Below are 26496 nucleotides of genomic sequence, written 5' to 3'. Positions count from 1 at the left end.
CTCGTCTTGCCCACCCCAGGTTGATGTGTCACTATCATTTTTTTGAGGTTTGGTAACGATAAATGAGTGGGCGCAAGCAGTTCGATGAGTCACAAGTACTAGACAAGGCCATGCGCGTTTTCTGGGAAAAAGGCTACAAAGCAACTTCCTTGTCGGATCTTGAATCGGCCATGGGACTGAATAAATCCAGTATCTACAACACCTTCCAAAGCAAGGAAGGGTTGTATGGCCGCTGCCTGAAACATTTCCACACCCAATATGCCTGCGATGCTATGGATACCTTGAACCACCCGGACTTCCGCACAGCTATGGGCGGCTTCCTGGAAATGCTTCAGTCAGGTATGGAGAGTTCTGAAACTCCTGAAGGCTGTATCGCTACTATGGCAGCAATGGAGGTGGGTGCCAGTGAAGGGTTTCTCGCTGACCTGGTAGCCAAGGGTACCAATGATATGCTGAACCGGATCGAAACCCGTATGCAAAAGGCTATTGACGATGGCCAATTGCAAGCCGGTGTCGATTGTGCCGCCCTCGCCGCGATGGTTATGGCGGTAAGCCGAGGCGTAGTGGCTCTGAATAAAGGCACGGGCAGTACCACAGCAGGCAAAAACAGTTACCAACAGCTATCCACAATTCTGGACCAGTATACACTTCCCTAAAAAAAGCCCACCCCAAAACTTCTTGCCTCTTTGGGGTGGGAATGGGGGTATTCCTGTGAGAATTAACTTTTAAAAATAGCGACGTAATTCCAACTGAAAATAGTCGTCGTTGCGCAAATTGTAGGTAGGGTCTTCTTCATTGGCATTACCGAAAAATCGCGCTTCCGCTTCCATTAACCAGCGGTCATTTAGTCGGTGGGTCAGTTCCAGATTGGAAAAACGACTACCGTTATCCAAATCGGTACTTACGGCAAATAAAAGCTCCGTATCCTGAGTATTATTTAGAGCGTATCGCGCCCCTATCGCAATGTCATTTTGACTAGCCGTAGACCAAGGTCCGGTACGATCATCAAATTGATACTCCATTAATACCCCAAGATCTGAGACCGTTTCGCCAATACCATAAAATGTATATTCGAAACCGCCGACAGCCGCTGTCTGGCGCCCTTCACCGCGAGGTTTAAATGAAATAGCTTCAAACTTCCACAACCAATCTCCACGGGTAGTTTGGATGTCCACACCTGTCTGATCGATCTGTGCATAGTAAGGCGCAAGCAAGCCATCTTCCGTAAGCAATAATAATGGATCCCGATTAGTGCCGGAAAAATGGCTGAGGCCCAGGTCCCAATCTCCAAGTACATGGCTGTAACGCAAGGCCCAATCTATATGCTTCTCCTCCCGATCAGATTGATAGACCGCAGCGTCCTCATCCACCGGCAGCGGCGCACGCAATCGCCCTTCCCGGCCAGCAAACTGACGCTCGCGAAAACCCAGTAAACCGTACACCTCCAGTGTTCCCCAATCACGCTCCATCAGGAGGTTAATCATGGGTTGGCCAAGCTTGTCTTCACCATCGATATTTTCCAACGCATCATCCTGGTTAATCACATCCACCAAATGCACGGTTTCAGTAACTCCCCAAAATACTTTGCGCACCCCGGCGTAAAGCTCGAAATTATCGTAAGCTTTCCACCAGTAAAGCTCGCCGAGATCCGCGTGATTGCGATCGTTATCCTCACTATCCCAGCGCCCAAAGACACTGGCCACAACACGCTGGCTTCCATCGTCAAAATCCCGGTAGTACTCGAGATTTAAAGACGCAGAAAGACCGGCATCACTTTGTGCTGAATCCAAAGGGTCTGCGGTGAATGCGCGGGCCTCCAGGCCCGCATAACCGCTCAACTCATCTGCTCCAGCCGCATGACTCAGCGCCGCCAATAGTGGCAACAAAGTGAGTATTTTTCGGTTAACCATGGGCGCAATCCCTATTTTGCCCTGGAGAGACTATTTTTGGTGAAGTCGCGATCGGTAAAACCATTGCCAAATACCCAGTCGCTGTACAACAACTCCGTGGATTTACCAGTCTGGTGATTAACCATTTCCATTTTATTGGCTCGCCAGTATTGATCGCCGTACTGGTTGTAGTCGGAAATCGTAAGGGTCTTCATCAGGTCCCCTTTTCGATCATAGTAATCCGTTCTCCATGCGCGGTACTCCTCTGTATCAACCCAAAGGTGTTGAATGGAATAACCAGATTTAGGATCAACCGGATCCAACTCCAGAACAAAGTGATCGCGGCCATCGAAAGACTCGTTGCGTAAATATTTGTAGGTGTACTTCTCCACCTCCTGTGAGGCGATATCTTCATAGGAGAATTCACTACCCATAAATGGGCCAGACTTGTTGCTGGAGGAAATACGCTTTACTCGCTTTAAAGCAGGTAAATAGAGCCACTGATCATCGGAGCCCACTTTATGGGTAAAGGACAAAAATGCTGTACCCTTTACATCCCGAGGGTTGTCAAAAATCACCAGGGATTTATCACCGTCGTTTTTCTGCTCCAGAGTTTTTGTGCGCATAGCCCGCACACTCTCCTCACCATATTTATTGCGCAGGGTCATTGTAAGGCTGTTGCTAAGATCACCGAATCCCAAGTCGCGGCGGTCCGCCTCCTTGGCAATTTCCAGACCTTTTTCTGCGGCCAGGTCCAGTTCACTGGCAGAAACAGAGAAAGCTGCCAGAGCCAGGGCACCTGCTAGGGCCCGTGTCAAAAACGGTTTATTAGAGCGGCTGGGTTGCATAGTTTTGCTCCTTATTTTCAATAGGGGTAATAGCGGGGTCGTATGCCTTGGCATCGAGCTTCATCAAGAGAATCGGAAGAAGTAGGAAATCCGCCAGCAAGGCCATCAAAATGCAAATTGCGGTCAGAAGTGCCATGGAAGAATTCATACCGAAGGAGGACTGGGCCAACACCATAAATCCGGCAATCAGAATGACTGAGGTCACAACTATCGCTACACCCACTGAAGAGAAGGCGTAACGCAGTCCGTCCTCCACGTTATAGCCTGCACGGCGCTGGCGCAGGTATTTACTGAGGAAGTGCACTGTATCATCTACCACAATACCCAGTGCCATACCGGTCACCATAGTGACAGCCACATTGACTTCAGCTACCAGTGCACCCCAGAGGCCAAATGCCAGGCCGGCCGGCAACAAATTGGGAATTAAGCTTAAGAAACCGAGTTTGACACTGCGCAGGGCAATACCAATCAGTGCAGAAATTAACACCAGCGCAACCAGAGTGCCCACCAACATGCCCTCCATATTGCGCTCGGCAATATTGGCAAACATGATCGCCGGACCTACGCCATAGGCAGTTACACCAATGTTTTTCTCCAGCCAATTACTGCCGGCATCAGCTACCACTTTGAGTTCTTTCGACTTGAGATTATCGAGAGTTACAATAATCTGCGTCGACGACTTAGCCACATTCAGCTGATTATTTAAATCCAAGCCATAGGGGAGAGACAGCTCGTACAGTAACAAATACTGGGCTGCCAATTCCTGCTCTTCAGGCAACCTGTAGTAGGCAGGATCGTCAGCATGCAGATTTTTGTTCAAGCGCTTGAAAGTATCGCCAATGGTATTGACATGGCGCACCCCAGGCTGGGCCTGCATCCACTCAGTGAAACGCTCCAGATTGGCAAGAAACTCCGGATTGCTAACACCATTGTTGTCACCGGATTCGATCGAGTAAATCAGCTGGTAAATACCAGAGAGGTTGTCATTGATATAATCTGAATCAGTTCGAAACTCCACAGACTCATCAAAGTAACCAACAAAGTCATCATTAATCTCATTGTTTGGAATCATTGCCAATAATCCCAACGAGACAATGACTCCCGCCAGTAGTATCGGGCGCTGACGGCGAATCACAAAATCTCCCAGAGTATCCATGGAGCGTCCAATTTTGGATTCACTGGCGCGACTTTTGGCCGGCAGTATCGCCATCAATGCAGGCAGTAAGGTAACCGATAAGAAGAAGGCCACCATCACACCCATCGCGGTAATATTACCCAGATCGTGGAAGGGAGGCGCATCGGAAAAGTTCATCGACAGAAAGCCAATGGCGGTAGTGATCGAAGTTAAGAACACAGGCCCCATGTTGAGCTGCAAGCTCTCTTTAATTGCATCGTGCTTGCTGAGTCCACGGCGCATTGCAGCAAACAGACTCACCAATATATGTATCGAATCTGCCACTGCGAGAGTCATAATAATGGTGGGCGCAGAAGCGGATGGCGGTGTCAATTTAACACCGATAAAACCGGCCAAACCCATGCCTGCGGCCATGGAGAAGACGATAACCAACAGCGCTGCAAAAGTCGCACTGAAGCTCCGCACCAACAAAAATACAACTGCAATAATCACCAGGTACATGAGCGGAACTAAGGTGCTCATATCTGACTGAGAGGCCTCAAAAAATGCATTACTCAGTAAAATAATACCGGTCGCATAGACCTCTACATCGTATTTTTCTTCAATCTCTTCCATCAATGCCTGTGCAGCTTCAGCCGCTTCAGGGGTTTCATGCATGGATTTTTGTGGAAGCTGGAAGGTGATATTTATCCCTGTAACGGAACCATCACTATTTACCAGGCGCTCCTTCAAGGTGGGATCTGCCAGCGCTACAGCCTTGATAGAGGCCAGGGTTTCTGCATCTAAATTGCTGGCATTTTCCACCAAGTCCTGTACCAGGAGATCATCTTCCTCGGCAATGGTGTGCTGGAAGTTGGTAATTGAATCCACCCGCAGCGCATAAGGTAACAACCAGGATTTCTCCGTCATCTCCTCTACGGCTGCCAGGGCATCATTGGAAAAGGCATTTCCGTCTTTAGGCACTACCGCAAACAGAATATTGTCATTCTTGGTGTAAGTGCGCTGGATTTGCTCATAAGCTTGTAGTTGAGGATTAGCTTCACTAAAGAATGCCCGGTAATCATTGTTGAAACCCAGAAATCTTGCTCCGCTTACCGCAAAGAAGGCTAACAGTAGTGCGCCAATGGCTACCAGCCATCGATATCGAATAAGCCAATCCGCATAACGGCTTACCCAATTCGAGGGTAATTGGGGGGATGACATTAAATCAGCTCCTTCAAACAACTTTATAGAAAATAATTAATCAACAGCCTAAGCAAATGGGTATTTACTTACGGCCACAGAATCCCGTAGTAGCCAATATAAGATCAGCTACAAAATTTAATAAAAAGTCACACTAATGCCATCAGCCAAACCGTAAATGTGGCCGAGACATCAATAAAGAGTTATCGCTTTAGGCGCTATAAAAACCACTTCTTTGTAATTAATGGTAGCCAATAATCAGGCAAAGCTTAACTTTCCCCACCACGAGAGAGCCACCGAGTTAAGAGAATACCTAATTTACAGTGTCGTAAATCTAACAATAAATATAATAATTATTTATATATGCCTGAGACATACAGATATATTCGTAACCTGCCTATTATTATCACTATAAATTAACCCGTTAATTATCCTCTAAGAAATAATTAGAGGGCTCGACAAGTTAAACATCTCTAATTATTTCCAACCTATGACCTATCAGTATAACTTTCTGTGCCACTCAGTCTCGTGAAAACCTTGAGAGCCTCCTGCAACCCTCATTGTTCTGTGGTTATAGCTCTTTCCACAACCTATGCAGAACATCTTGAACCGCTCGGTTCATCATGTCAACAGCGGAAACTCAAAATATATAAAGGCAAGCCAGCTCGAGGGAGTCGGTTACGCAAAATCTGGGGTAGAATCGGCCGACGATAATGAGAATGAAGGAATTGTGCTGTGAAAAAACTGCTCCTGCCCATCGCAATCGGTGCATCGCTGCTAGCTACCCATGCTTCTGCAAGCGACCCTAAGCCTCAGCAATTGCTGGAAAACACTGAGTCCAAAGTGATTGAGTGGCGCCGCCACCTGCACCAGAACCCAGAACTGGGCAATCGCGAATTTGAAACAGCCAAATATATTGAAAAACACTTACGTGCACTGGGCCTTGAAGTGGAAACCGGTATCGCCCATACCGGCCTTGTGGGCTTTTTGAGGGGCGGAAAACCGGGACCAACTGTTGCCTTGCGCGCGGACATGGACGCTCTGCCAGTCACCGAGAGAACCGATGTGCCCTTCGCTTCCAAAGCGAGAACCACTTACCAAGGTAAAGATGTTGGCGTTATGCATGCCTGTGGCCACGATACCCATGTGGCCATGCTGATGGGCACTGCCGAGGTCCTGACAGGCCTTCGCGATGAGCTGGCTGGAAACGTCTTGTTTATATTCCAGCCCGCAGAAGAAGGCGCACCGGACAATGAAGAAGGTGGCGCAGAGCTAATGCTCAAAGAGGGCATTTTCAAGAAGTACAAGCCGGACGTGGCCTTTGGCCAGCATGTCACTTCCTCACTACCCACCGGTGTCATCGGCTATCGCTCGGGCCCGCTTATGGCCGCTGCCGATGAGTTCCGTATTACTATCAACGGCCGCCAAACCCATGGTTCACGCCCCTGGAGTGGAGTGGACCCTATTGTCGCCGCCGCACAAGTCGTAATGGGCACCCAAGCCATTGTCAGCCGCCAGATCGATATCACTAAAGAGCCCGCAGTCGTTTCCTTCGGACGTATTGACGGTGGTGTCCGCAACAATATCATTCCCGACAGTGTCTATCTGAACGGCACCATCCGTAATTTTGATATGGATAACCGTGCAGAAATTTTCAAACGCTTAAAAACCACTGCTGAGTTAATTGCTGAAAGCTCCGGGGCAAGCGCGGATGTGGAGATTCTGGAAGGCTATCCGGTAACAATAAATAATGCAGAGCTGACAGAAATGGCCCTGCCTATTTTGAGGTCTGTTGTTGGCGAAAAGAACGTAATCGAAATCCCGAAAATTACTGGAGCTGAGGATTTCTCCTACTACGCTAATGAAATCCCAGGCTTATTCTATTTCCTGGGGGTAACTCCAAGAGATCAGGATGCCAGCCAAGCCCCAAGCAATCACTCACCGCTTTTCTATGTGGATGAAGATGCTTTGCGTAAGGGTACTGAAGCGCTGACCCTGTTAACTTTGGATTATATGGCAAACTATAAAAAACAGTAATTATACAAAGAGCCCCTCTTGGGGCTCACTTTTAATATTATCTACTCCTCAACCTCTAAGGTTATAGTTTTTCAGTTGTTGCTCCATCATCATCCGTAATACTGAATTTGAAAGACAAAGTGGCGGGCTCTGCTGGTGTCATAAAATAAGCAGTCAGCTTGTCCGCATCAATCAATTCAACTGCAGGGCCAGATACCTGCTCCCATTTCTGGCTCACAATAGTTCCATCCTGATCTCTTGAAGCCCCACCGCTCAAGGTCGAAATTGTATTAGTCTTAACACCGCCAACAGCCCCATATGCAACAACCATAAACGGTGGAATATTTCCTTCTACGATTACCGTAAATATACTCGTTACTATTTGGCCATTGTTATCTTCAACCTCCAGCTCAAACTCCAGAGTAAACTCACTTCCCGAGTTTTGTGGTGCTATAAAACTCGCACTACCATCAGCGTGAGTTATCAATTCAATACCCCTATCGGAGAGGGAACTCCAGCGATAGTCGACAATATGCGCACCAGGGACATCCCAAGAAATGCCAGGAACCAGTAAGACATTTTCACCGGGCTCAACTTCTTGAGTAGTGCTTATTACTTTGGGGGGAGCTGACTCAACATCTACGCTGACGGTCATTTGACTTATCGCCCCTCTGTCATCAGTGACACTCAATTTAAATGACAATACAGCGGGTTCTGCAGGAGCTTTAAACTTGGCAATTAAATTATTATCGTCTACTAATTCAACGGGTGGACCCGATACTTGCTCCCATTGTTGGCTCACAATATATCCATCTGGATCATTTGAATAGGAACCATCTAAAGTCACATTTGTATTCGGTTGAACTACTCTCATAGTTCCAGCACCAATATTTGGGGGCATATTCTGCTTAACAATTACAGTAAATAAACCCGTGGCTGTAAGGCCATCGTTATCCTCGACTTCAAGCTCAAACTTCAGGGTAATTTCTGCATCCCAAGGAATTTGGGGTGCTATAAAGCTTGCGCTACCGTCGGCGTGGGCTGTCAATTCTATATCCATATCGGAGAGCGAACGCCAGCGATAATCTACAATATGGCCGTCATTATCCCCAACCCACCCTTGAAGCAAGACTTCCTCACCTGGGTCAACGAATTGGTAACTCGAGATTATATAAGGGGCAGCTAAAACGATGCTTTCAACAAAGATAGGAACTATTGATTTACTCTTCAAACCACCATTATCTTCAACCTCAATCTCAAACTCAAAAATCCTCCAATATTTTTTATCCCCAGAAAATACTGGGGTGACAAATGAAACGGTTCCATCATCAAGATTTTTCAGTTCAACTGGCAAGCCTGATACCTGTCGCCAATGATAGTTAATAACTGAGCCATCAAGGTCATAAGAACTGCTTGCAGATAATTTAACCTCTTCACCAGAAACAACTGACGCTATTGGATCTAGCAAAACTATAGGAGCCAAATTAGTTCCAATACTAACCGCCACTTTGCTAGTATTCTTTAGACCCTTATCATCCTCAACTTCCAGCTCGAAAATTAACTCCTGTACAACTCCAGTAATTTCGGAGGGTGCGGTAAAGCTAGCGAAACCATTACCAGAGTCATCTAAGATAACAGGAGTACCGGAAATCTGTGTCCAGTGGTAAGCCACAATACTGCCGTCGGAATCTGAAGACAGAGTACCATCGAGCAATACCACCGAATTACCTTCAGCAGTTTGATTTTCACCAGCGATAGCCATGGGTGGCTGGTTGATATGCCCAGCACCACCTTTTAATATAACCAATCCCTGTAACGGATTTGCAACAACGATATCCGCAATACCATCCCCGTTGATATCTCCACTAGCCATACTCTGGGGGCTAGTATAAGTTGCGCCAGGAATGGCAATTTGTTTACTCAAAGCCAAGGTACCATCATCTTGCTGCTGATAAATACTTAAGAACTCTCCACTGGCCGGCAAGACAACTAAATCAGCAAGGCCATCATTATCAATATCTTCTATTAAAAGCTCTCCAGGAGGACCTCCAAAACTGTGGGTTTCAGGTTGCTGTAATAAGCTATCTTCTTCCTGGTAATATACAGCGACTCTTGAATTATTCTGCCCCACACCAACTATTGATACTGAAATATCATTGCGGCCATCATTATTAAGGTCGCCAATGGCGATTCCTTTTATTTTAAAATCATCATTGACATCAGCATTTCCATCTAATTCAATACTGATAATTTCATTCAACCTCAAAGAATCATCCGGCGCTAGAACAACCAACCTACTTTGGGGGGAACCGTTAGCAATTAGAGAAATATCTGTTATACCATCTCCATCCACGTCACCCAGTGCCACCTGCCCTGGACTTTCAATAGCTAGATCGCTAGCGGTACTCACAAAGGTAGGTGGCTCCCCTACTTTATGGGTTATTACAGCACCATTCTCTTCCCAACTAACTCCAAGGATTCCTTTATTATTATTGCCAAGGTCGGCAATTGCGACTCGCTCAGAATAGGAGTTATCCAAGGATTCCGCATATACTAAACCGTTCGCAGGATCTTGCAGGTATAGCTCAGTTACGCCGCCACCAACTCCGACAATAACATCTTTCAAACCATCGCTATCAAGATCACCTACGGTAATAGACTGAGGCAGACTTGCCTCTCCACCTGCAAGGGGGTAATCAATAGACTCAGTCAGGCCACCAAATTCGTCCTGTAGAAATACTTTTAGCTTAAAGTCATTTTCTGGATCAAAATTGCTCGATGTAGTTAGTACAACATCATCAAGTCCATCATTATTTAAATCAGCAATAGCGATGGCCTCTGTTTTTGATCCATACGAGTGAAATTCTGTGGGCTGAAATTGAATTTCAGCACTCACAGTACCTGTAAGTAGAAATGTTACAGAGGGAAGAGCAAAATATTTTGTGAGTGATTTAAGCTTCACAACATCTCCTTGTGTAAATTAGCCTTTAAAAGCGGGGGCAATTTAGCACAAACTAGGATTATGAATATGAAGTGTTATCAACTTCGGAATAAACATTAAGGACAAACAATGAGAAGCAGACGCTGGTTCCAAAACCAGGTGTAGATTATCTTTACTGCTTACAGTGCAATATAAAATAAAAACAGAGAAAATAGACTATCCATAATACACACTCGAAATAAATAATTTTTTAGCTCAATAACTCTAACGAAAGGTAAAAAAGTGAAAGCGAATAAAGACAAAAAAAGCGGCCTAGGCCGCTTTTTTATTACCAACAACTCAAAATGCTAAGCGCTTTCCGAACGCCCTCTACTGGGGCGGCGTCTCGGAGCTCTCTGTGGTTTTTGGCCATCACTGCGACCCGATTCAGCGCTGCGAGCCCTGCCAGTACCGCCGGAGCGATTTCCATTGCTTCCTTTACCTGCGGTGGCATTGCTATTGCGACCACCGGTTCCACGTCCTTCTGGTTTACCGCGACCACTTCCGCGATTACCACGGCGCTCATCGCTATTGCCACGAGCATCTCGTCCGCCCTCACTATTTCGGGAACCTACAGGGCGATTACTGGCGCCAGGTTTTTGCTGGCCGCCACGCTTGGGGTTGCCAGAGGCTGGCAACTGATGATCTGGCTCAAAGTCCTCGATTTCCTCGCGGGGAATTGGCTTACCAATTAAGCGCTCGATATCGCGAAGCTGCTTAATTTCATCGGCACTAACAAGGGACACCGCTTGCCCCTGGGCGCCCGCACGTCCTGTGCGACCGATACGGTGAACATAATCTTCAGGAACATTGGGCAAGTCAAAATTTACCACCTGGGGTAATTGATCGATATCGATACCCCGTGCAGCAATGTCTGTCGCAACGAGGATCTGCACCTTGCCAGCTTTAAAATCCGCCAGAGCCCGAGTTCTGGCATTTTGGCTCTTATTACCGTGAATAGCCGCTGCCAGGATGCCATCTCCTTCGAGCTGTTTCACCAGCCGATTGGCCCCATGTTTGGTACGGCTAAATACCAGTGCTTGATGCCAGCCATTCTCTCGAATCAGGTGACTTAACAGTTTTGTTTTTCGAGCCTTATCCACAGGGTGGAGCTTCTGTCGTACTGTTTTGGTAGTGGAGTTTCGCGGGCTGACATCAATCTCCAGCGGGTCTTTCACCAGACCTTTGGCTAGCTGGCGAATCTCAGGAGAAAAGGTTGCCGAGAAGAGTAGATTCTGACGCTTGGCCGGTAAGATCCTCAGCACTCTCTTAATGTCATGGATAAAGCCCATATCCAACATGCGGTCTGCTTCATCTAAGACCAAGACTTCCAGGCGATCAAAGCGGATTGCCCCTTGATTGTGCAGGTCCAATAGACGACCAGGGGTCGCTACTAGAATATCGGCACCGCCTCGCAGTCGGGAAATCTGGGGATTGATCTTCACGCCACCAAAAACTACCGCATGACGCATTGGCAGGTACTGGCTATAGCTCTGCACATTATCAAACACCTGTGCGGCCAGCTCGCGGGTTGGGGTGAGTACCAATGCGCGCACCTGCCCTTTTCTGGCACGCTCTCCCTGGCTTAAGCGGTGCAACAGCGGCAATGTAAAACCAGCGGTCTTACCCGTGCCCGTCTGGGCTGCAGCCATAATATCACTGCCCTTCATTACCGCCGGAATGGCCTGGGCCTGGATTGGCGTGGGCTCAGTATAGCCCTGCTCTGCAACTGCACGGGCAATCTCCTGGGCAAGGCCCAGATCTTCAAACAACATAAATAACCTCAAACTGCGCCCTGGGCGCAATCAAACACATTCGCACCACGAAGGAGCAAATAGAAAAATCGGAGTTGGCATCCAGAGCAAGTGAGGCTCGATGCACACAGCCGTCAATTCAACGGCCAGCCGGCGCGCGGCATTCAGTAGAGGGTTCCGGGAAGAATTTAGAAAAGTTCACGGGGGGATACCGGTAGATCACCGGCCTACAAATGACGCAGCTGAGAAAAATCAGCTGCAGCACTATACCATAATGAAACTGACTGTATAGTTCTCTCGGCTAAAACTGCTCTTCATAGGCATAGACAAAGGGGTTGTTGGGGACCCAGGCCAAGCGAGCGTAACATAGTTCCACGTTCGCAACTTGAGCGTCTATCTTTGTGATATCCAACCCCCGTTGCGAACCAAAGATGATGCAGCCAGGTGCTGCCGGGATACTCACAGCCATGTCAGAAAATAGCAATGTCAGTAATGAGCACCAGATAGAACTAATTACTCTCGGTAATGGGCGCAGGGTATCAATACGCCCCATCTGCCGCAGTGATAGCCAACTGGAGAAAGAACTGATAGAAGACTTATCTCCAGAAACCCGGCGAGACCGCTTTATCGGCGGCAGCTGTAAAGCCAGCCAAAAGCTGATTGAGCTACTCACCGATAACGACCATCAAGTTCATGAGGCCTTTATTGCACTCTGCACCAGCGACCATGCGCAAAGGGCCGTTGCTACCGCACATTACGCCGTAGATGCAGACGGGCTAGCCTGCGAGTGCGCAGTTGTGGTCCGCGATGATTGGCAGGGATTGGGGCTAGGTCGATTAATGTTAAAGCGCCTGATCGACTGCGCAAAAGAACAGGGCCTACAGCGAATTTATTCCATTGAGTCCGCCGACAACAAACGCGTGCAGACATTTGCCCGTTCGATGGGATTTATTTGTAAAGCCGATCCGAAAGACTACACCCTATTAACTTATACACTCGATTTGCAGGCTGGCCGACAAGCCAACGGCTTTGATACGGCCTCCAGGGAGGCCGGAATTAACCTAAATTAAATACACTCTTAATATTCATGGCGGTTAGCAAAGGTTATTTGGCTGCCGCCATCCTCTAAAAGCCGAACAATTTCCTTTTGCGAGTTCACAACCTCCCCTTACCTCATCAACTTTACCCATAGGTGACCTTCCGGTCAGCATATTCATAGATCTATTTAACTACAGGCATAGCCGATCGGGCACAACGCCAGCTGTAAAAGCTTTAAACTCTCCTAAAGCAATCAAAGAAAAAGTGAAACTTTGCTTACATAAATTTTAGAGAAATGAGCAATTGCCAAAAGTTGATTCAATTTAGCCTAACCACATGTAGTGCGCCGCTACTGATACAACCATAATTCATGGCACTTTATTTTTTTGATTAACACTAGATTTTAGTGACAATTTATGCCTATAAAAATGCAATCAATAAAACTGCTTCTGACCATATCAATTTGTTTACTTATATCATCTTGCGCAGTGAACATCATAGATTATATTGCAAGCTCAAAAAGCTTCCCTTACGACCACGTAGTTTCAAATGAGCAGATAAAATCATGGGGATTCCATAAAAATAATTACTGTGACAAGCTAAGAAACTTATGTATTAGCTATTTCTCTGCTGCCCCCCTTGAAAAAGGTAAAATTAAATACTCCATAGAAACTGACTCTGGCAATCAAACCAGCCAAGTTAATCTATCTATAAATAAAGAAGCCCTAAACAAACATTATTCTGGGACCATCATTCTTTTACATGGATTCCGAATTTCAAAAGAATTCATGCTTCACTCAGCATTATATTTTCGCCTCCTTGGATTTCAGGTAGTTATTCCAGACCTACTCGGCCATGGTGAATCTGAAGGCCGTAAGGAATATGGGGTTGGTGATAGCGAAGTGATTAACAGGCTAATTGACGAGCTTATCCATAAAGACCTGATAGAAAGCAAAAACGTTTATCTTCTTGGAAATTCCATGGGGAGCCTTACTGCGGCGAGAATCACTCAATCTCGACAAGATATCAGCGGCCTAATATTACAAGCCCCCATGTTGGAATTTGACCAGGCTGTTTATAATTATGCCCAAGAGAATTTTCCCCTACTTAGTAGAGCATTCTCTGAAAAAGAAATAAAAACAGGAGCGTCAATGGCGCTAGAGGAAGCCAATATAAGTCTACTGGAAACACAAATTGAACCTTTACTAACCAACACTCCTGTACCCGTGCTTTTATTTGCTTCCAATACTGACCCAATTTCACCCTATGATCACTTTCAAAACCTGCATCAGGACCATATCAAAATAGTGCTCCTGAAAGATAGAAATCACCCGAGTATGGCGGTTATTGGGGAAATTGAGCATAGCGCTCTACAGGATTGGCTTCCCAAGGCAAGTAATATCACTATTCAATACCATTAAACCTGCTGGCCTAGTATAGGAAGTAGCAAGGCGAAACTCACTAGTTCGGCCTTGCTAAAAAAGACAATTAGCTATTCCTTGAAAAATATCACATTTCAGTTGAAGAAATCTTCACAAGCTAATGGGCCACTAAACTCTAGAAGCCCCTGAGGCATCTGGACAGACTCAACCAAATTTCCCTTTTTATACAAAGAGAAGTTAATATTAGCCTGCATGGATTTCATATATCTTTGCTCACCGCCAAAGATGATAACCGAGGGAAAAAGAAGTGGATAAAAGCTATTAATATCTGCTTGCGCCTCCATAATCAACTTATACTTTATTTTGTTTAGCTCAACTTTGAGACGACCGGCGCAAGCATCCAGCTCCCTTTTTACGGAGAGATTATTAAATGCTGGGTGAAAAATCAGATCATACTCATCTGAAATATATCGGCCTGCCCACATCTCAAAATTAGACTCTCCCAGTTTTGCTCCGGTAAACATATAGTAAAGTTCATCAGACAGGCCCATTGAATAGATCATTCCGGCACTGGATTCTTTGTCATACCATCCTTTATCCAGCTGTGCAAACCCCTGCCCTATTAGGGACTGACCTGCATCACTAAAGTTGTATTCAATAGGAGTCCCAACTGTATAGAGAAACCATCTTCCTCCAACTCCCGGCAGCTCTGGAATAATACCGAACGGTGTCTGACCTGGATTTAAACCATGCCAATAATGATGATGCTCCCCGGCCCAATGCATGGAAAAATTAAAGTCTGAGTGACTTACTCTAAGACCCTCCTCATCTGCCACAACGACCCCCGGAACCTCGTAATAAAAACCATCAGAGCCATCTGGATTAGACAAAATTACTTCGTCCCGGAAAATATCATATTTGACCTCAACACCGCTTCTAGGTGAAAACGCCAAGTGGATATAGGCTTTAGGTGCGGGCGCAACAAAATCAGGGGCAATATAGGTTTGGAGACTTATCTTGAAGTATCCAACATCCGGCACAGCAATATTGTAAAACCATTGTTCTGCCCAGGTTTTATCTGACGTAGGTGTATGGGCCCGGAGATCCTCCAAAGTGGTTGCCGATAGTAAGGAACTGAAAGATCCAAAAAGAAATAAAACGAATACCTGAAATATTTTTCTATAAGACACCGTTTACCCTCTTTCTTAAACTAAATGAATAGAAAACCTCACAAATTCACTACAAATCTACAGAGAGGGCATACTAACAGCATGATTACGGACAAAGCTTGAAAACAAGCAGGCTATTTTTCAGGTTGAGAAGGTGCGCACAAAAATTCAATATTGCAAACAAAAGCTGGAAGCTCCTCAGCTAAAACTCTCATCGATATTCATCCCGAAATACACCACAAAACAAGGCCGATATTCTTCATCTCAAGAAGCGGCGTAAAATACCTCTTTTTTCACTCAGGCAACGCCTAAACTGTTTGGCAATTTCCCACCGGTTACTGGTAAGGCAAATAATATGAATAAATCCATCCCTTCACGCCTTCCTCTATTCATTGATGGCGACTGGGTGCAGTCCACTACCAAGGAGTGGCTGGATGTGACAAACCCCGCCACAGGTGAGGTTTTAACCCAAGCCCCCTATACCACTGAGGCCGAACAACTCCAGGCAATCACCGCCGCCAAGCAGGGATTCATTTCTTGGCGGAACACCCCAGTTCCTACTAGAGCACGTATTATGCTCAAGTACCAAGCTCTCCTGAAAGAGCACCAAGAAGCCCTGGCCGAGATTCTCGCAGAGGAAACTGGTAAAACATTTGAAGACGCCAAGGGGGATGTTTGGCGAGGCATTGAGGTGGTTGAGCATGCCGCCAATATTGCTACCCTGCTAATGGGGGAAACCGTTGAAAACGTTGCCAGTGCTATAGATTGCTATTCCTATATTCAACCCATTGGCGTCTGCGTCGGTATTACGCCATTCAACTTTCCCGCAATGATACCGTTGTGGATGTTTCCGCTAGCGATTGCCTGTGGCAATACCTTTATTCTTAAACCTTCTGAACAAGACCCCATTACACCTTGCAAACTGGCTGAATTATTTGAGCAGGCAGGAGCACCCAAAGGGGTTCTACAAGTTATCCATGGTGGTCGCGAGCAGGTAGATTTCTTACTAAAAAATCCGGATATTAAAGCTATATCTTTTGTCGGTTCCGTGCCAGTTGGGCGCCATATCTATCAGACAGGCACTCAATATTTAAAAAGAGTACAGGCCTTTGCCGGGGCAAAAAACCATATGGTAGTGATGCCGGATGCAAATAAAAATGCCACTATTAACAATATCATCGGCTCTTCTGTAGGGGCTGCCGGTCAGCGATGTATGGCTATTTCGGTTGTGGTATTAGTGGGTGAAGCGCAAAGTTGGATTCCTGAAATACAGGATGCGATGGCAAAGATAACACCCGGGCATTGGAAGAATCCACAATCCGACTACGGCCCCTTAATTTCACCTGCTGCAAAGGAACGTGTGCTGGGTTATATCGAGACAGGCAAAAAAGAAGGGGCGGATTGCCTTCTGGATGGTTCAAAAATTACAGTGGATGGATATCCCCATGGTAACTGGGTTGGCCCTACATTATTTGCCAATGTTACTACCGAGATGTCAATTTACACTGATGAAATTTTTGGGCCAGTGTTATGTCTGGTGAATGTAGATCACTTAGATGATGCAATAAAAATGGTGAATGACTGCCCTTACGGCAATGGAACTTCCATATTCACTGCCAGCGGTGCAGCGGCACGTAAATATCAGCACGAAATTCTTGTGGGCCAGGTAGGAATCAATGTGCCTATCCCGGTTCCACTACCTTTCTTTAGCTTTACTGGCTGGCGCAGTTCATTTTATGGGGATCTCCACGCCTATGGTAAGCAGGCCGTGCGTTTTTATACCGAAACAAAAACCATCACAGCCCGTTGGTTCGATTCAGATATTGAACATGCCGAACAGGCAAATATGACGATACAGTTAAAGTAACTGCACATACCAATAAAATTTAATTTTTTGGATAATGCCATGAATAAAATCACAGCCTTCCTTGGTCTGGGGCATATGGGTGCCCCAATGGCTTTTAACTTAATCAAAGCTGGATTCCGTGTAAGAGGTTTCGATCCAGTAGAGGAGTTGCTTCAGAAATCTGTAGAACAGGGAGTTGAAAAATGTTCATCAGCAACAGAAGCGGTGAAGGGAGCAGATTTTGTTATTAGTATGTTACCCAGCAGTGCTGCGGTAGAAAGCCTTTATATTGAAAAAGATCATCTGCTGGAAGCTATCGAAGAGAAATCCTTAATTATTGATTGCTCCACAATTTCAGCAAGCAGCTCAAAACGCCTACTTAACGCCGCACGAAATAAAGACCTTCATGCAATAGAGGCTCCTGTTTCTGGCGGAGTCAAAGGGGCCGCTGCCGCAACTCTCAGCTTTATGTGTGGCGGTGAGCATGAGGATGTAGAACGAGCCAAAACAGTTCTACAGCATATGGGGGCCAATGTTTTTTTTGCAGGCCCTGCCGGAGCTGGGCAAACGGCAAAGATCTGCAACAATATGTTGCTGGCTATTCATATGATTGGTACCGCCGAGGCACTCCAATTGGGTGTGGATAACGGCCTTGATCCCAAAGTGCTAACTGAAATCATGGCGAAAAGCTCTGGCGCCAACTGGTCCCTACAAACTTATAATCCTTATCCCGGTGTTATGGATAGTGTGCCCGCTAGTAATCAGTATCGTGGAGGCTTTAAAGTGGGGTTGATGTGTAAGGACCTGGGGCTCGCTCAGCAAGCCGCCGACAATAGCAAAAGCTACACACCGCTCGGCTCACTGGCCAGAAATCTATTTGGCTTACACAGTCTGAAGGGCAATGAAGAACTGGATTTCTCCAGTATCCAAACAATTTTCAGGAAAGAGGCCGACCAATAGCTAAATTGTTCATCCTCTTTCCCGATCTAACTCATCTATCGATCCTGGCCTGTAGCGGCTATCTGCACTTCGCGGATATTCACATGCTGGGGCTGGCTGTACATAAACAACGCCGTGCGAGCGATGTCCTCTGCATTAATGGCACCACCTATGGAGGCCTTCCACTCTTCGTAAGCTCTGATAATCTCTTCAGAAGTGGTATGGCTCAGTAGCTCTGTCTCCACAGCTCCAGGGCATAGGGCCATAATACGTACTCCGCTTGCGGCAACCTCTTCACGCACGGTTTCGCTAATCGCCGACACTGCGTACTTGGTTCCGCAATAGGCAGCATGATTGATAAATGTCTTCACGCCGGCAATCGAGCTGATATTGAGGATAGTACCGCGACCACGAGACTTCATATCGGCCAAAACAGCCTGCATGGAGTTCATCAAGGCGAGCACGTTGACATCAAACATCTCCCGCCACTCTTCAGCACTCTGGGTTTCTATGTTCCCCAACAACATCTTACCGGCATTGTTCACCAAACAATCTACAGGCCCATAAAGAGTCTCAGCCTCCTGAATTGCTGCAGATAACGCAGCAGGATCAGTGACATCGACCTGTCTGCAGAGGGTGTTCGGTAAATTCATCGCTTCTAATTTTTCCAAACGACGCGCCAATAGCAACAACGGATGCCCGGCATCCGACATATGCTGAGCTATTGATGCTCCAATTCCAGAGCTGGCACCTGTTATTACAATCAATGGCTTAGACATACTGACTCTCTCTTCTGCAATCAATGATTAAAGACTACGGGATAACCCTTTTGTATCGGCAGTATAGAATTTAGAATTAGGTCTATTAACTCAACTAATGTGAAATCATTGTTTGGAATTAATGAACAATATCTCTTGGCGAGCCATACGCGCCTTTATTGCTGTGGCTGAGCGGGGCAGTTTTACTGCTGCTGCGGATCATACAGGTTTCTCCAAAGCTACACTCAGCCAACAAGTCTCCGAATTAGAGTCCACCCTGGGTGTTCAACTGTTACACCGCACTACCCGCAAGCTGCGGCTTACTGAGGTCGGTGAAGGCTATTACCAGCGATGCAAGCAGGCAATACAGCAACTAGATAGTGCCGCAGAGTGGGCAACACATGCCAAAGAGGAAATAAAGGGGAAAATTCGTATCAATGCGGTGGGTGGGATTATCGGCGAGGAGATCATTGCCCCCCTAGTCATTAAGTTTCAGAAAACTTATCCCGAAATACAAATACAGCTGGATTTTTCCAGTGTGCGTGTCGATCTCATTGAAGATCGTTACGATTTAGTAATACGTATGGGGCAGCTGCCAGATTCCACCCTCGTAATACGCAAACTGCACAGTATCAAAACCCGCTATGTTGCGAGCCCGGATTTTATCAAAATGCGTGGCCCAATTCTAAAGCCCATGGACCTCTCGAAAGTACCCCTAATTTACGGCAGTGTTGACCAGTGGGTGCTAACGCGTGGTAAGACCAGGCATAAGATTGAGGTGGAACAGGGTATCAAACTGGTTAGCGGCCGGGCGATGCACCTTGCAGCACTGACAGGACTTGGTGTAACTCGCCTGGCAGACATCTACGTCCAGGCAGATATCGAAAAAGGTAAATTACAGGAAATTTTGCCTGGGTGGTCAGAATCCACTCAGCTCTCTATGGTTTGCCCCCCGCTGCGCCATCAATTAGTTCGCGTACGTAGCCTGATGCAATGGCTAAAAGACCACTTTTCCAAAGAATATGGACAGCTACTGAAAAGGGAACCAGCAGAAGACTAATAAACAATAAAAGATATGAACCTATATACAGTAATGCTTACAAACACTAAGCAATTTTATCCGTCCTTTCCTGCTCTTTTTTCAAAATGTCTGCGGGGCTTTCAACGCAGCTACTATACTCAGGTTCTACCACTTCTTGCCTTTCAGTATTAATGAACGGGTAAATACAAAAGACCAGTGCCAGGAGCACCCAAAAAGCCGTTGCCTGTGCCATAGGCACAGTTAAATAAAGCCAAAATACCTTTTCACCTTTCAGCGCTGCATTAATATAGATCGCTGAACCACCAAACCCTACCAATACGGGGCTTATATAGGGAATAAAGTTGATCCAGTACCCCTTTAAATCCTTGGCCATACGCTCACACCAGCGAACCATAAAAGGCAAAGGAAAATTAGCAAGAATGATTCCCAGTAAAACTTCAAGAAGTCCAACATTCCAACCCAAGAGAAAGGCCAGATAAGTAAAGACCAGTAAATTCAGGGTAATGCAGAACCATAAAACACCGCGAAAATAAGTCATTCTATAAATCCCTTTTAAGAAATCTCCTTATTATTGATCATATCACCAATAGTTCCCAGTATTCTTGAGAGAGCAAAAACCATAGAGTTAATCTTATACATTGAATAAAAATATTATTAGACTATCTAGGGCGACCCAGGTAAAGGCCCTTCCACCCGTTCAATAGCAGCCAGCTCTTCTTCTGTTAAGGCTTTATAACCCCGCAAATAGGGCCAACCATAGCCCCAACGGACTGAGGTTGGCAAGAATGGCGTCCCGCCAACTCTAACCCCTACTAGCATCAACAACGCAATTTCCCTCTCCCCAGTTTTGGCAACACAAATTTCCAAATTGCGATCAGCCTCTTCACGCTGTGCATAGCTTCCACCCTTCCAGTAAGCGAAATCATGGGCATAACAGCAATCCAACCATAAATCACTTTGATCGAGTGTACCATCAGGAAAGACGCTACAGCCATCAGAGTGAAAATCCTCTATCTCTACAGCGAACAGGGGCAGGACATAGAATAAAAACAACAACGGAAAATACTTCATAGATAATCTTTAGATCTATTCTTTTCTCATCACACTCATATTCAGATAAACAATCTGCTAGAGGCAAGACAAACTACCAAAAAAATACTGAAAATAATGTTACCGGCTGCACTACCCTTTTATCTTTAATATGAAGGTATCCAGTTCGATTGAAATCTCGCACATAACAGGGGGAAGGACGACCACATAGATAGAGAATCAAGTCTCTCAGGTCAAAGTAAAGACATAGGCCAATAATGATATATTCAATTACAAATAAAAAGCCCAAGCCCCCAGCCCTTATATATCTCAGAAAAATTCAGGCTAAACCAAATAAAAGGTGGGCCGAACGTCACCAGGTGGCAAATCCACAAAGCTCGGGTATAGGGAATCACTCTGTCTAGATAATAAACGACATGTATTGCCAAAAAACGCGCCAAGAAAATCATCGTCCCCTCCCAGCGCCCAAAGAGCAAAGTGAAAGGCGCCAGGAAAAACTGTGACAACACCATGATCTTGGCCCATTGAGCGACCAGCCACCCGGTGGGTGAGCCTGGCTGTTCCAATAATCTGCGGTGCTCTTTAATGACAAAAATCACTCTGGTGACTAGCAGGCTTAGCATTGTCACATCCTTCAAAAGAACAAGTCTGTTATAAACAAAGGATAAAGTAGATGTTTAATTGTCATCTATAACCGGAATTAATAGGTCTGCAAATTCATCCTGACTGAATTTATCCTGATTTTCATATACAGCAAAATTTTTAATCTGACCTCCGACATCAACAATAAAGATCAAACATTAAATATTCTCTTAAAGATACATGAAAAGAAAACACCCCTACTAGTAACGTTACTAGAGAATGCCAGCATCACTATTTAAATTTCTTGTAAGGGGAGGAATTATTGGGAGTGAGCACATGCACTTCGGCATCCATGCGCAAAGTACATGCTATCTTTAAAAGTGGAAGAACAACATATATTGATATTTTGCGGACCTAAAGATTAACCCACTTCAGCCAGATTTCCTTTACTTTCCAGCCACTGCTTGCGATCCCCGGCACGCTTTTTAGCCAAGAGCATATCCAAAAGCTGATTGCTGTCATCGCCGGCATCAATATACAGTTGCACCAAGCGACGGGTATTGGGGTCCATGGTGGTTTCACGCAACTGCATGGGGTTCATTTCACCCAGACCTTTAAAGCGAGTCACCTGTATTTTGCCCTTTTTCTTTTCTGCGCTTATACGATCGAGGATACCCTGCTTCTCCGATTCATCCAGCGCATAGTAAACATCTTTACCGATGTCTATACGGAACAGTGGCGGCATGGCGACATAGACATGACCGTTAGTTACCAGCGGCCGGAAGTGACGTAAGAACAGGGCGCAAAGTAGTGTGGCGATGTGCAGGCCATCGGAGTCGGCATCGGCGAGGATACAGATTTTGTTGTAGCGCAGCCCTTCCAGGTTATCACTGCCTGGATCAACACCCAGCGCCACGGCAATATCGTGCACTTCCTGGCTGGCGAGAATCTCAGCGGAGTCCACTTCCCAAGTATTCAGGATTTTACCGCGCAGCGGCATGATGGCCTGGAACTCGCGATCCCGCGCCTGCTTGGCGGAACCACCAGCGGAGTCCCCCTCCACCAGAAAGAGTTCGGAGCGGGAGGTATCAGCACTGGAACAGTCCGCCAACTTGCCCGGCAGCGCGGGCCCCTGAGTGACTTTCTTGCGCGCGACTTTTTTTGCTGAGCGCATGCGTTTTTGTGCATTACCAATGCACAACTCGGCAAGCTTATCACCCTCTTCCGTATGTTGGTTCAGCCACAGGCTGAACGCATCCTTGGCCACGCCAGAAATAAACGCGGTGGCCTCACGGGAGGAGAGGCGTTCTTTTGTCTGCCCGGAGAACTGCGGGTCCGCCAGTTTGGCGGAGAGTACGTAAGAGCATTGCCCCCAGATATCCTCAGGGCCCAACTTAATACCACGGGGTAATAAATTGCGGATCTCGCAGTACTCACGCATGGCATCCAGAAGGCCCGCGCGCAGCCCATTCACGTGGGTACCGCCCTGGGCGGTGGGGATCAGGTTAACGTAGGATTCGGCGGTAATCTCACCGCCCTCCGGCAGCCATTGCACTGCCCAGTCTGCCGCTTCGGTAGAAGCGGCAAAGCTACCCACAAAGGGCTCGACCGGCAATATTTCCCATCCTTGATTGGCAGCGGCGAGGTAATCTTTGAGACCGTCCTCGTAGTACCACTCGTCAGATTCACCGTCCTGCTCATTAATAAAAGTGACCGTCAGGCCGGGGCACAATACCGCCTTGGCGCGCAGTAGGTGACGCAGTCGCACCACGGAGAATTTTGCGGAATCAAAATACTTGGGGTCGGGCAGAAAGCGTACACTGGTGCCTGTGGTGCGCTTTGCACAATTACCGACAACCTCAAGATCCGAGGCCTTTTCCCCATCTTTGAAACCGATTCGGTGCACCTTACCATCCCGCTGTATGGTCACTTCCAACACTTTGGAAAGAGCGTTTACTACAGAAACACCCACACCGTGTAGACCACCGGAAAACTGGTAATTTTTGTTGGAGAACTTACCACCAGCGTGCAGGGTGGAAAGAATCACTTCAACACCAGGGCGCCCCTGTTCCGGGTGAATATCCACCGGCATACCGCGACCGTTATCGCTAACCGAGAGCGATTGGTCTTTGTGCAATACCACTTCAATTTTTTTCGCGTGCCCGGCAAGCGCTTCGTCGACACTGTTGTCGATCACTTCCTGGGCGAGGTGGTTGGGGCGGGTGGTATCTGTGTACATGCCCGGGCGCTTTCGCACTGGGTCCAGCCCTGTGAGTACCTCAATATCTTCGGCGGAATAATTGGCCATAATTGTTATAAATTACTGCTGGTTAAATAGAAATTCGACAATGGGATCGCAGTAACGCGCGAAGCCCTGAAAGCTGTGATCGCCCCTCTCCTCGACAGTTTGACGCTGTCCCTGATAGAAAGACTCTGCATCGCGATAATCGAGGGTTTCATCGCCTCGCTGTGCCAAAAGCCAATAGCGGCTCAGCAGTGGACTGGGTATCTCTGCTTCCAATTGCGCCATGGTATCAACGTCCGCACCGCTTAGGCGATACTCCTGCGACTCACCACTGTAGGGTTGTAACACCTGGCCGACGTAGGCCGGCATAAAGCGAGACGGGCGAACGGCCGGATTGATCAGCACCGCTGGCAAATGGTAGCGCTCGCCTAGGTAGGTACACCAGAATCCCCCCATAGAGCTACCAACCAACCCTATTGGGCCGCAGTTGTCTGAGTCAAAGAAGCCATCCAATAGCCGCAGTAATGATTGCTGAGCATTTCCTGGATAGGGGGAGACCTGTGGTGCACAGAAAATGATCTGTGGGTGATTGGCAGCCAGCCGGTCCCGCATCAGCTGGCATTTAAAAGACTGAGGCGATGAAAGGAAGCCGTGCAGATAGATCAGCAGCGGCCTTCCGTTGAGATTTTGTGTTTGCATAGTCGGGGATTATAGCGCCCCACGGCAGCGATGGGGTTGGCCTCCTCACAGTTCCTGCTCTTCTCAGGGACCGATTACAGCAGCGATCTGTTCAAGCTAGCAAAAGCCCGGCGAATATCCACACGCATATCTGACCAAAAGGTAACACTGGTGAAACGTTCCAGCCGTCCACCCGGCCCAGAGGAACCGAGATTCTCACCAATATCCCGCCGATCGCGAAAATGCATTACTGCGCTGCCGTTACGATCGTACAAAGTACCTACCAGCTGTGCGTAGGCGCTCTGCTCTGTATAGACACGCCAAGTCCAGGGAGATGGATCTAGCGGTGCAGCCAGGGAAAAATCTTGCAGTGACAGGGATAGGGTGTAGTCGGCTTCCGCCTGCTCCAACACTTGCTGGGCATTGCGCGGTTTAAGCAGCTTATTACTAAAGCTCTGCGCCAACAGTGTATTCAAACGCTGTAGATCCCTTTGGTCCAGCTCGTAATCTTTTTCCCGATATTGACGCCTAGGCAGGGAGGAGAATCGCTTGGTGTAGTCAATTTGAACCGGTGCAATATAAACCTTAGCACCACTGAGATCCAAGGCGAAAGCTGCCGCGACTTCATCGAGCTGGCTGGGGCGTGCTTCCAGACCATCACTACGATCCTGTAAAGTGGACTGCTGACTACAAGCCGTAATCAATAATAAAATTGCGAGGAGAGGTATAGAAAATAATTGTTGCATTTACAAGCTCCTGAATTTCCGAAAAATATCCATTCGGCGAGAGGCTCCAATCACATTATCTATCGCCGTTAGGCTTCAAACCTCGGCAATTCTAAAAACCACACTTGAATACTTTATTGGCTCACCTTTCACCACGCTTTTCCCATATTCAAAAATCACCGCTCAATACAGGTAATCTCATTGTACGGTGAGGATAGGGGAAAATACATTGTGCTCAGGTCGCGCAAAATAGGAATGGTTGTTACCAAATAGGCAGTGACCTGTTTGCGCCTATTCCGAAAGCATTACATTCTTCGCTGGGGAGCCAATAGCAAGGAGGAAGACTTGAGAGCTTTAGTGAAAGTACCGCTGCGAATTCGCAGCGGTTTGACTTAAATCAATAACCGGATGAGGCGAGATCGACACAATACTTGGAGATAGCCACCCGCTCCACACCGGTTTCGTAGGAGCCATCGCTATACAGTTCAAACCAGCGGTAGCCGGGCATCTCTTCGTCGACAGCGAAGGGGCCACTGCCGGGAGTAAACTGTACCGAAGTAGAGGGAGTGGCATGCAGACCGAGATGGCCTCGGTTGCTGTCAAACTGCTGGTGTACATGCCCCCAAACCAGGGCTTTTACCTGGGGGGCCTGATCAACTATTTGCAAAAATGTCTCACAGCCTTCGCGCAGCATATGGCCATCAATCCACTTACTCCCCACAGGGACCGGCTGGTGATGCATCATAATAATCACCGGGTGATCGCGAGTCTCCCAAAGGAGCAACTGAAGGCGCTCCAGTTTCGCGCTGTCCAAGCCACCACAAATCTGCCCTGTCACACTGGTATCCAACAGCAGCAGGCGCCAATCCCCCAAGGAGACCAAATCGATACAGCGGTTGGGGGCCAGTTTTTTCATGCGGGCACTCACATCGTGATTGCCGGGCAGCCAGTACCAAGGCATGGAAAGTATGCGGGTCTTTTCTAAGAATCGGCAGTAGGAAGCCTCAGAACCATTGGCGCTGATATCACCAGTGGCGACCAGAGCCCGGGCATGGGGCTGCCGGCTTTGGAGAGAGGTCAAAACTTCATCGAGGGTGTGGCCGGTATCCAGACCCAATAATTGATAATCGGGCCTGCTGCCGATATGTGGATCTGTGATCTGGATAAGACGGTGCGAAGTCACCCCCAGGGGTGAATCCGACTTGTTGTGCTCGCGAATCACTTGCTCACCTTGTGTT

The 26496-nt window shown here is 47.1% G+C and carries 21 protein-coding genes; 7 read left to right on the top strand and 14 right to left on the bottom strand.

What is annotated here, in order from left to right; translation table 11 throughout:
- The first annotated feature begins 62 nt into the window (after positions 1-62).
- Positions 63-656 (top strand): TetR/AcrR family transcriptional regulator, encoded by a 594-nt coding sequence (locus ACJJH9_RS01405; RefSeq protein ID WP_444924043.1) that lies wholly within the window; start codon positions 63-65, stop codon positions 654-656.
- Positions 657-725: 69 nt separating this feature from the next.
- Here the strand turns inward: ACJJH9_RS01405 and ACJJH9_RS01400 are convergent, their stop codons facing one another.
- From ACJJH9_RS01400 to ACJJH9_RS01390, 3 genes are read right to left on the bottom strand one after another with little or no spacing between them, the layout of a single operon-like run.
- A complete protein-coding gene (locus tag ACJJH9_RS01400; protein ID WP_444924042.1) occupies positions 726-1910 on the bottom strand; it encodes a hypothetical protein in 1185 nt (394 codons plus the stop codon).
- An 11-nt stretch (positions 1911-1921) separates the two neighbouring features.
- Positions 1922-2737, bottom strand: coding sequence for an outer membrane lipoprotein-sorting protein (locus ACJJH9_RS01395; protein ID WP_444924041.1), 816 nt, complete (start codon positions 2735-2737; stop codon positions 1922-1924).
- Positions 2718-5075, bottom strand: a complete 2358-nt coding sequence (locus ACJJH9_RS01390; RefSeq protein WP_444889240.1) for an efflux RND transporter permease subunit — start codon at positions 5073-5075, stop codon at positions 2718-2720. Before ACJJH9_RS01390 ends, ACJJH9_RS01395 begins: the two co-directional genes overlap by 20 nt.
- A 714-nt stretch (positions 5076-5789) precedes the next feature.
- On the opposite strand from ACJJH9_RS01390, the gene ACJJH9_RS01385 reads away from it, so the two are divergent.
- Positions 5790-7091, top strand: coding sequence for an amidohydrolase (locus tag ACJJH9_RS01385; RefSeq protein WP_444924040.1), 1302 nt, complete (start codon positions 5790-5792; stop codon positions 7089-7091).
- 61 nt (positions 7092-7152) lie between these two features.
- Here ACJJH9_RS01385 and ACJJH9_RS01380 read toward each other — a convergent pair whose 3' ends face one another.
- Both ACJJH9_RS01380 and ACJJH9_RS01375 read right to left on the bottom strand, forming a co-directional pair.
- Positions 7153-10032 carry an FG-GAP repeat domain-containing protein gene (locus ACJJH9_RS01380; protein WP_444924039.1) on the bottom strand — a complete coding sequence of 960 codons (2880 nt, stop codon included), beginning with the start codon at positions 10030-10032 and terminating at the stop codon, positions 7153-7155.
- Positions 10033-10358: 326 nt separating this feature from the next.
- Positions 10359-11825, bottom strand: a complete 1467-nt coding sequence (locus ACJJH9_RS01375) for a DEAD/DEAH box helicase (RefSeq protein WP_444924038.1) — start codon at positions 11823-11825, stop codon at positions 10359-10361.
- Positions 11826-12271: 446 nt separating this feature from the next.
- On the opposite strand from ACJJH9_RS01375, the gene ACJJH9_RS01370 reads away from it, so the two are divergent.
- Both ACJJH9_RS01370 and ACJJH9_RS01365 read left to right on the top strand, forming a co-directional pair.
- On the top strand, positions 12272-12874 hold the full coding sequence (locus ACJJH9_RS01370) for a GNAT family N-acetyltransferase (protein WP_444882947.1): 603 nt from the start codon (positions 12272-12274) through the stop codon (positions 12872-12874).
- Between the two features lie 384 nt (positions 12875-13258).
- A complete protein-coding gene (locus ACJJH9_RS01365; protein ID WP_444924037.1) occupies positions 13259-14263 on the top strand; it encodes an alpha/beta hydrolase in 1005 nt (334 codons plus the stop codon).
- A gap of 95 nt (positions 14264-14358) precedes the next feature.
- Here the strand turns inward: ACJJH9_RS01365 and ACJJH9_RS01360 are convergent, their stop codons facing one another.
- Positions 14359-15414: a hypothetical protein gene (locus tag ACJJH9_RS01360; protein WP_444882949.1), complete on the bottom strand. Its 1056-nt coding sequence runs from the start codon at positions 15412-15414 to the stop codon at positions 14359-14361.
- Positions 15415-15748: 334 nt separating this feature from the next.
- On the opposite strand from ACJJH9_RS01360, the gene ACJJH9_RS01355 reads away from it, so the two are divergent.
- A complete protein-coding gene (locus ACJJH9_RS01355; RefSeq protein ID WP_444924036.1) occupies positions 15749-17260 on the top strand; it encodes a CoA-acylating methylmalonate-semialdehyde dehydrogenase in 1512 nt (503 codons plus the stop codon).
- 39 nt (positions 17261-17299) lie between these two features.
- A complete protein-coding gene (gene mmsB, locus ACJJH9_RS01350) occupies positions 17300-18199 on the top strand; it encodes a 3-hydroxyisobutyrate dehydrogenase (RefSeq protein ID WP_444924035.1) in 900 nt (299 codons plus the stop codon).
- A gap of 35 nt (positions 18200-18234) precedes the next feature.
- Here the strand turns inward: mmsB and ACJJH9_RS01345 are convergent, their stop codons facing one another.
- A complete protein-coding gene (locus ACJJH9_RS01345) occupies positions 18235-18957 on the bottom strand; it encodes an SDR family oxidoreductase (RefSeq protein ID WP_444924034.1) in 723 nt (240 codons plus the stop codon).
- Positions 18958-19078: 121 nt separating this feature from the next.
- Between ACJJH9_RS01345 and ACJJH9_RS01340 the strand changes: the two genes are divergently transcribed.
- On the top strand, positions 19079-19996 hold the full coding sequence (locus ACJJH9_RS01340) for a LysR family transcriptional regulator (protein ID WP_444924033.1): 918 nt from the start codon (positions 19079-19081) through the stop codon (positions 19994-19996).
- A 46-nt stretch (positions 19997-20042) separates the two neighbouring features.
- On the opposite strand, the gene ACJJH9_RS01335 is transcribed toward ACJJH9_RS01340, so the two are convergent.
- The 7 genes from ACJJH9_RS01335 to ACJJH9_RS01305 form a co-directional block, all read right to left on the bottom strand.
- Positions 20043-20516, bottom strand: coding sequence for a hypothetical protein (locus ACJJH9_RS01335; RefSeq protein WP_444924032.1), 474 nt, complete (start codon positions 20514-20516; stop codon positions 20043-20045).
- Positions 20517-20641: 125 nt separating this feature from the next.
- On the bottom strand, positions 20642-21049 hold the full coding sequence (locus ACJJH9_RS01330; protein WP_444924031.1) for an FAD-binding oxidoreductase: 408 nt from the start codon (positions 21047-21049) through the stop codon (positions 20642-20644).
- 245 nt (positions 21050-21294) lie between these two features.
- Complete coding sequence (locus ACJJH9_RS01325) at positions 21295-21651, bottom strand: hypothetical protein (protein ID WP_444924030.1); 357 nt, start codon at positions 21649-21651, stop codon at positions 21295-21297.
- A gap of 380 nt (positions 21652-22031) precedes the next feature.
- Complete coding sequence (parE, locus tag ACJJH9_RS01320; RefSeq protein ID WP_286036993.1) at positions 22032-23918, bottom strand: DNA topoisomerase IV subunit B; 1887 nt, start codon at positions 23916-23918, stop codon at positions 22032-22034.
- Positions 23919-23930: 12 nt separating this feature from the next.
- On the bottom strand, positions 23931-24554 hold the full coding sequence (locus ACJJH9_RS01315) for a YqiA/YcfP family alpha/beta fold hydrolase (protein ID WP_444924029.1): 624 nt from the start codon (positions 24552-24554) through the stop codon (positions 23931-23933).
- A gap of 74 nt (positions 24555-24628) precedes the next feature.
- Positions 24629-25279, bottom strand: a complete 651-nt coding sequence (locus ACJJH9_RS01310; RefSeq protein WP_444924028.1) for a hypothetical protein — start codon at positions 25277-25279, stop codon at positions 24629-24631.
- Between the two features lie 376 nt (positions 25280-25655).
- Positions 25656-26480 carry a phosphodiesterase gene (locus ACJJH9_RS01305; RefSeq protein ID WP_252083544.1) on the bottom strand — a complete coding sequence of 275 codons (825 nt, stop codon included), beginning with the start codon at positions 26478-26480 and terminating at the stop codon, positions 25656-25658.
- Between the last annotated feature and the right edge of the window lie 16 nt (positions 26481-26496).

The sequence above is a fragment of the Microbulbifer mixtoriginis (SeqCode) genome (genome assembly GCF_052466715.1).
The sequence above is the reverse complement of the archived record's forward strand: the minus strand, read 5'-3'. Positions and strand labels throughout refer to the sequence as shown.

What these genes read in the sequence shown, in the direction of transcription:
- ACJJH9_RS01405 (WP_444924043.1), top strand. Translation starts at nt 63, where the DNA reads ATGAGTGGGCGCAAGCAGTTCGATGAGTCACAAGTACTAGACAAGGCC.
- ACJJH9_RS01400 (WP_444924042.1), bottom strand. Translation starts at nt 1,910, where the DNA reads ATGGTTAACCGAAAAATACTCACTTTGTTGCCACTATTGGCGGCGCTG.
- ACJJH9_RS01395 (WP_444924041.1), bottom strand. Translation starts at nt 2,737, where the DNA reads ATGCAACCCAGCCGCTCTAATAAACCGTTTTTGACACGGGCCCTAGCA.
- ACJJH9_RS01390 (WP_444889240.1), bottom strand. Translation starts at nt 5,075, where the DNA reads ATGTCATCCCCCCAATTACCCTCGAATTGGGTAAGCCGTTATGCGGAT.
- ACJJH9_RS01375 (WP_444924038.1), bottom strand. Translation starts at nt 11,825, where the DNA reads ATGTTGTTTGAAGATCTGGGCCTTGCCCAGGAGATTGCCCGTGCAGTT.
- ACJJH9_RS01370 (WP_444882947.1), top strand. Translation starts at nt 12,272, where the DNA reads ATGTCAGAAAATAGCAATGTCAGTAATGAGCACCAGATAGAACTAATT.
- ACJJH9_RS01365 (WP_444924037.1), top strand. Translation starts at nt 13,259, where the DNA reads ATGCCTATAAAAATGCAATCAATAAAACTGCTTCTGACCATATCAATT.
- ACJJH9_RS01355 (WP_444924036.1), top strand. Translation starts at nt 15,749, where the DNA reads ATGAATAAATCCATCCCTTCACGCCTTCCTCTATTCATTGATGGCGAC.
- mmsB (WP_444924035.1), top strand. Translation starts at nt 17,300, where the DNA reads ATGAATAAAATCACAGCCTTCCTTGGTCTGGGGCATATGGGTGCCCCA.
- ACJJH9_RS01345 (WP_444924034.1), bottom strand. Translation starts at nt 18,957, where the DNA reads ATGTCTAAGCCATTGATTGTAATAACAGGTGCCAGCTCTGGAATTGGA.
- ACJJH9_RS01340 (WP_444924033.1), top strand. Translation starts at nt 19,079, where the DNA reads ATGAACAATATCTCTTGGCGAGCCATACGCGCCTTTATTGCTGTGGCT.
- ACJJH9_RS01335 (WP_444924032.1), bottom strand. Translation starts at nt 20,516, where the DNA reads ATGACTTATTTTCGCGGTGTTTTATGGTTCTGCATTACCCTGAATTTA.
- ACJJH9_RS01330 (WP_444924031.1), bottom strand. Translation starts at nt 21,049, where the DNA reads ATGAAGTATTTTCCGTTGTTGTTTTTATTCTATGTCCTGCCCCTGTTC.
- ACJJH9_RS01325 (WP_444924030.1), bottom strand. Translation starts at nt 21,651, where the DNA reads ATGCTAAGCCTGCTAGTCACCAGAGTGATTTTTGTCATTAAAGAGCAC.
- parE (WP_286036993.1), bottom strand. Translation starts at nt 23,918, where the DNA reads ATGGCCAATTATTCCGCCGAAGATATTGAGGTACTCACAGGGCTGGAC.
- ACJJH9_RS01315 (WP_444924029.1), bottom strand. Translation starts at nt 24,554, where the DNA reads ATGCAAACACAAAATCTCAACGGAAGGCCGCTGCTGATCTATCTGCAC.
- ACJJH9_RS01310 (WP_444924028.1), bottom strand. Translation starts at nt 25,279, where the DNA reads ATGCAACAATTATTTTCTATACCTCTCCTCGCAATTTTATTATTGATT.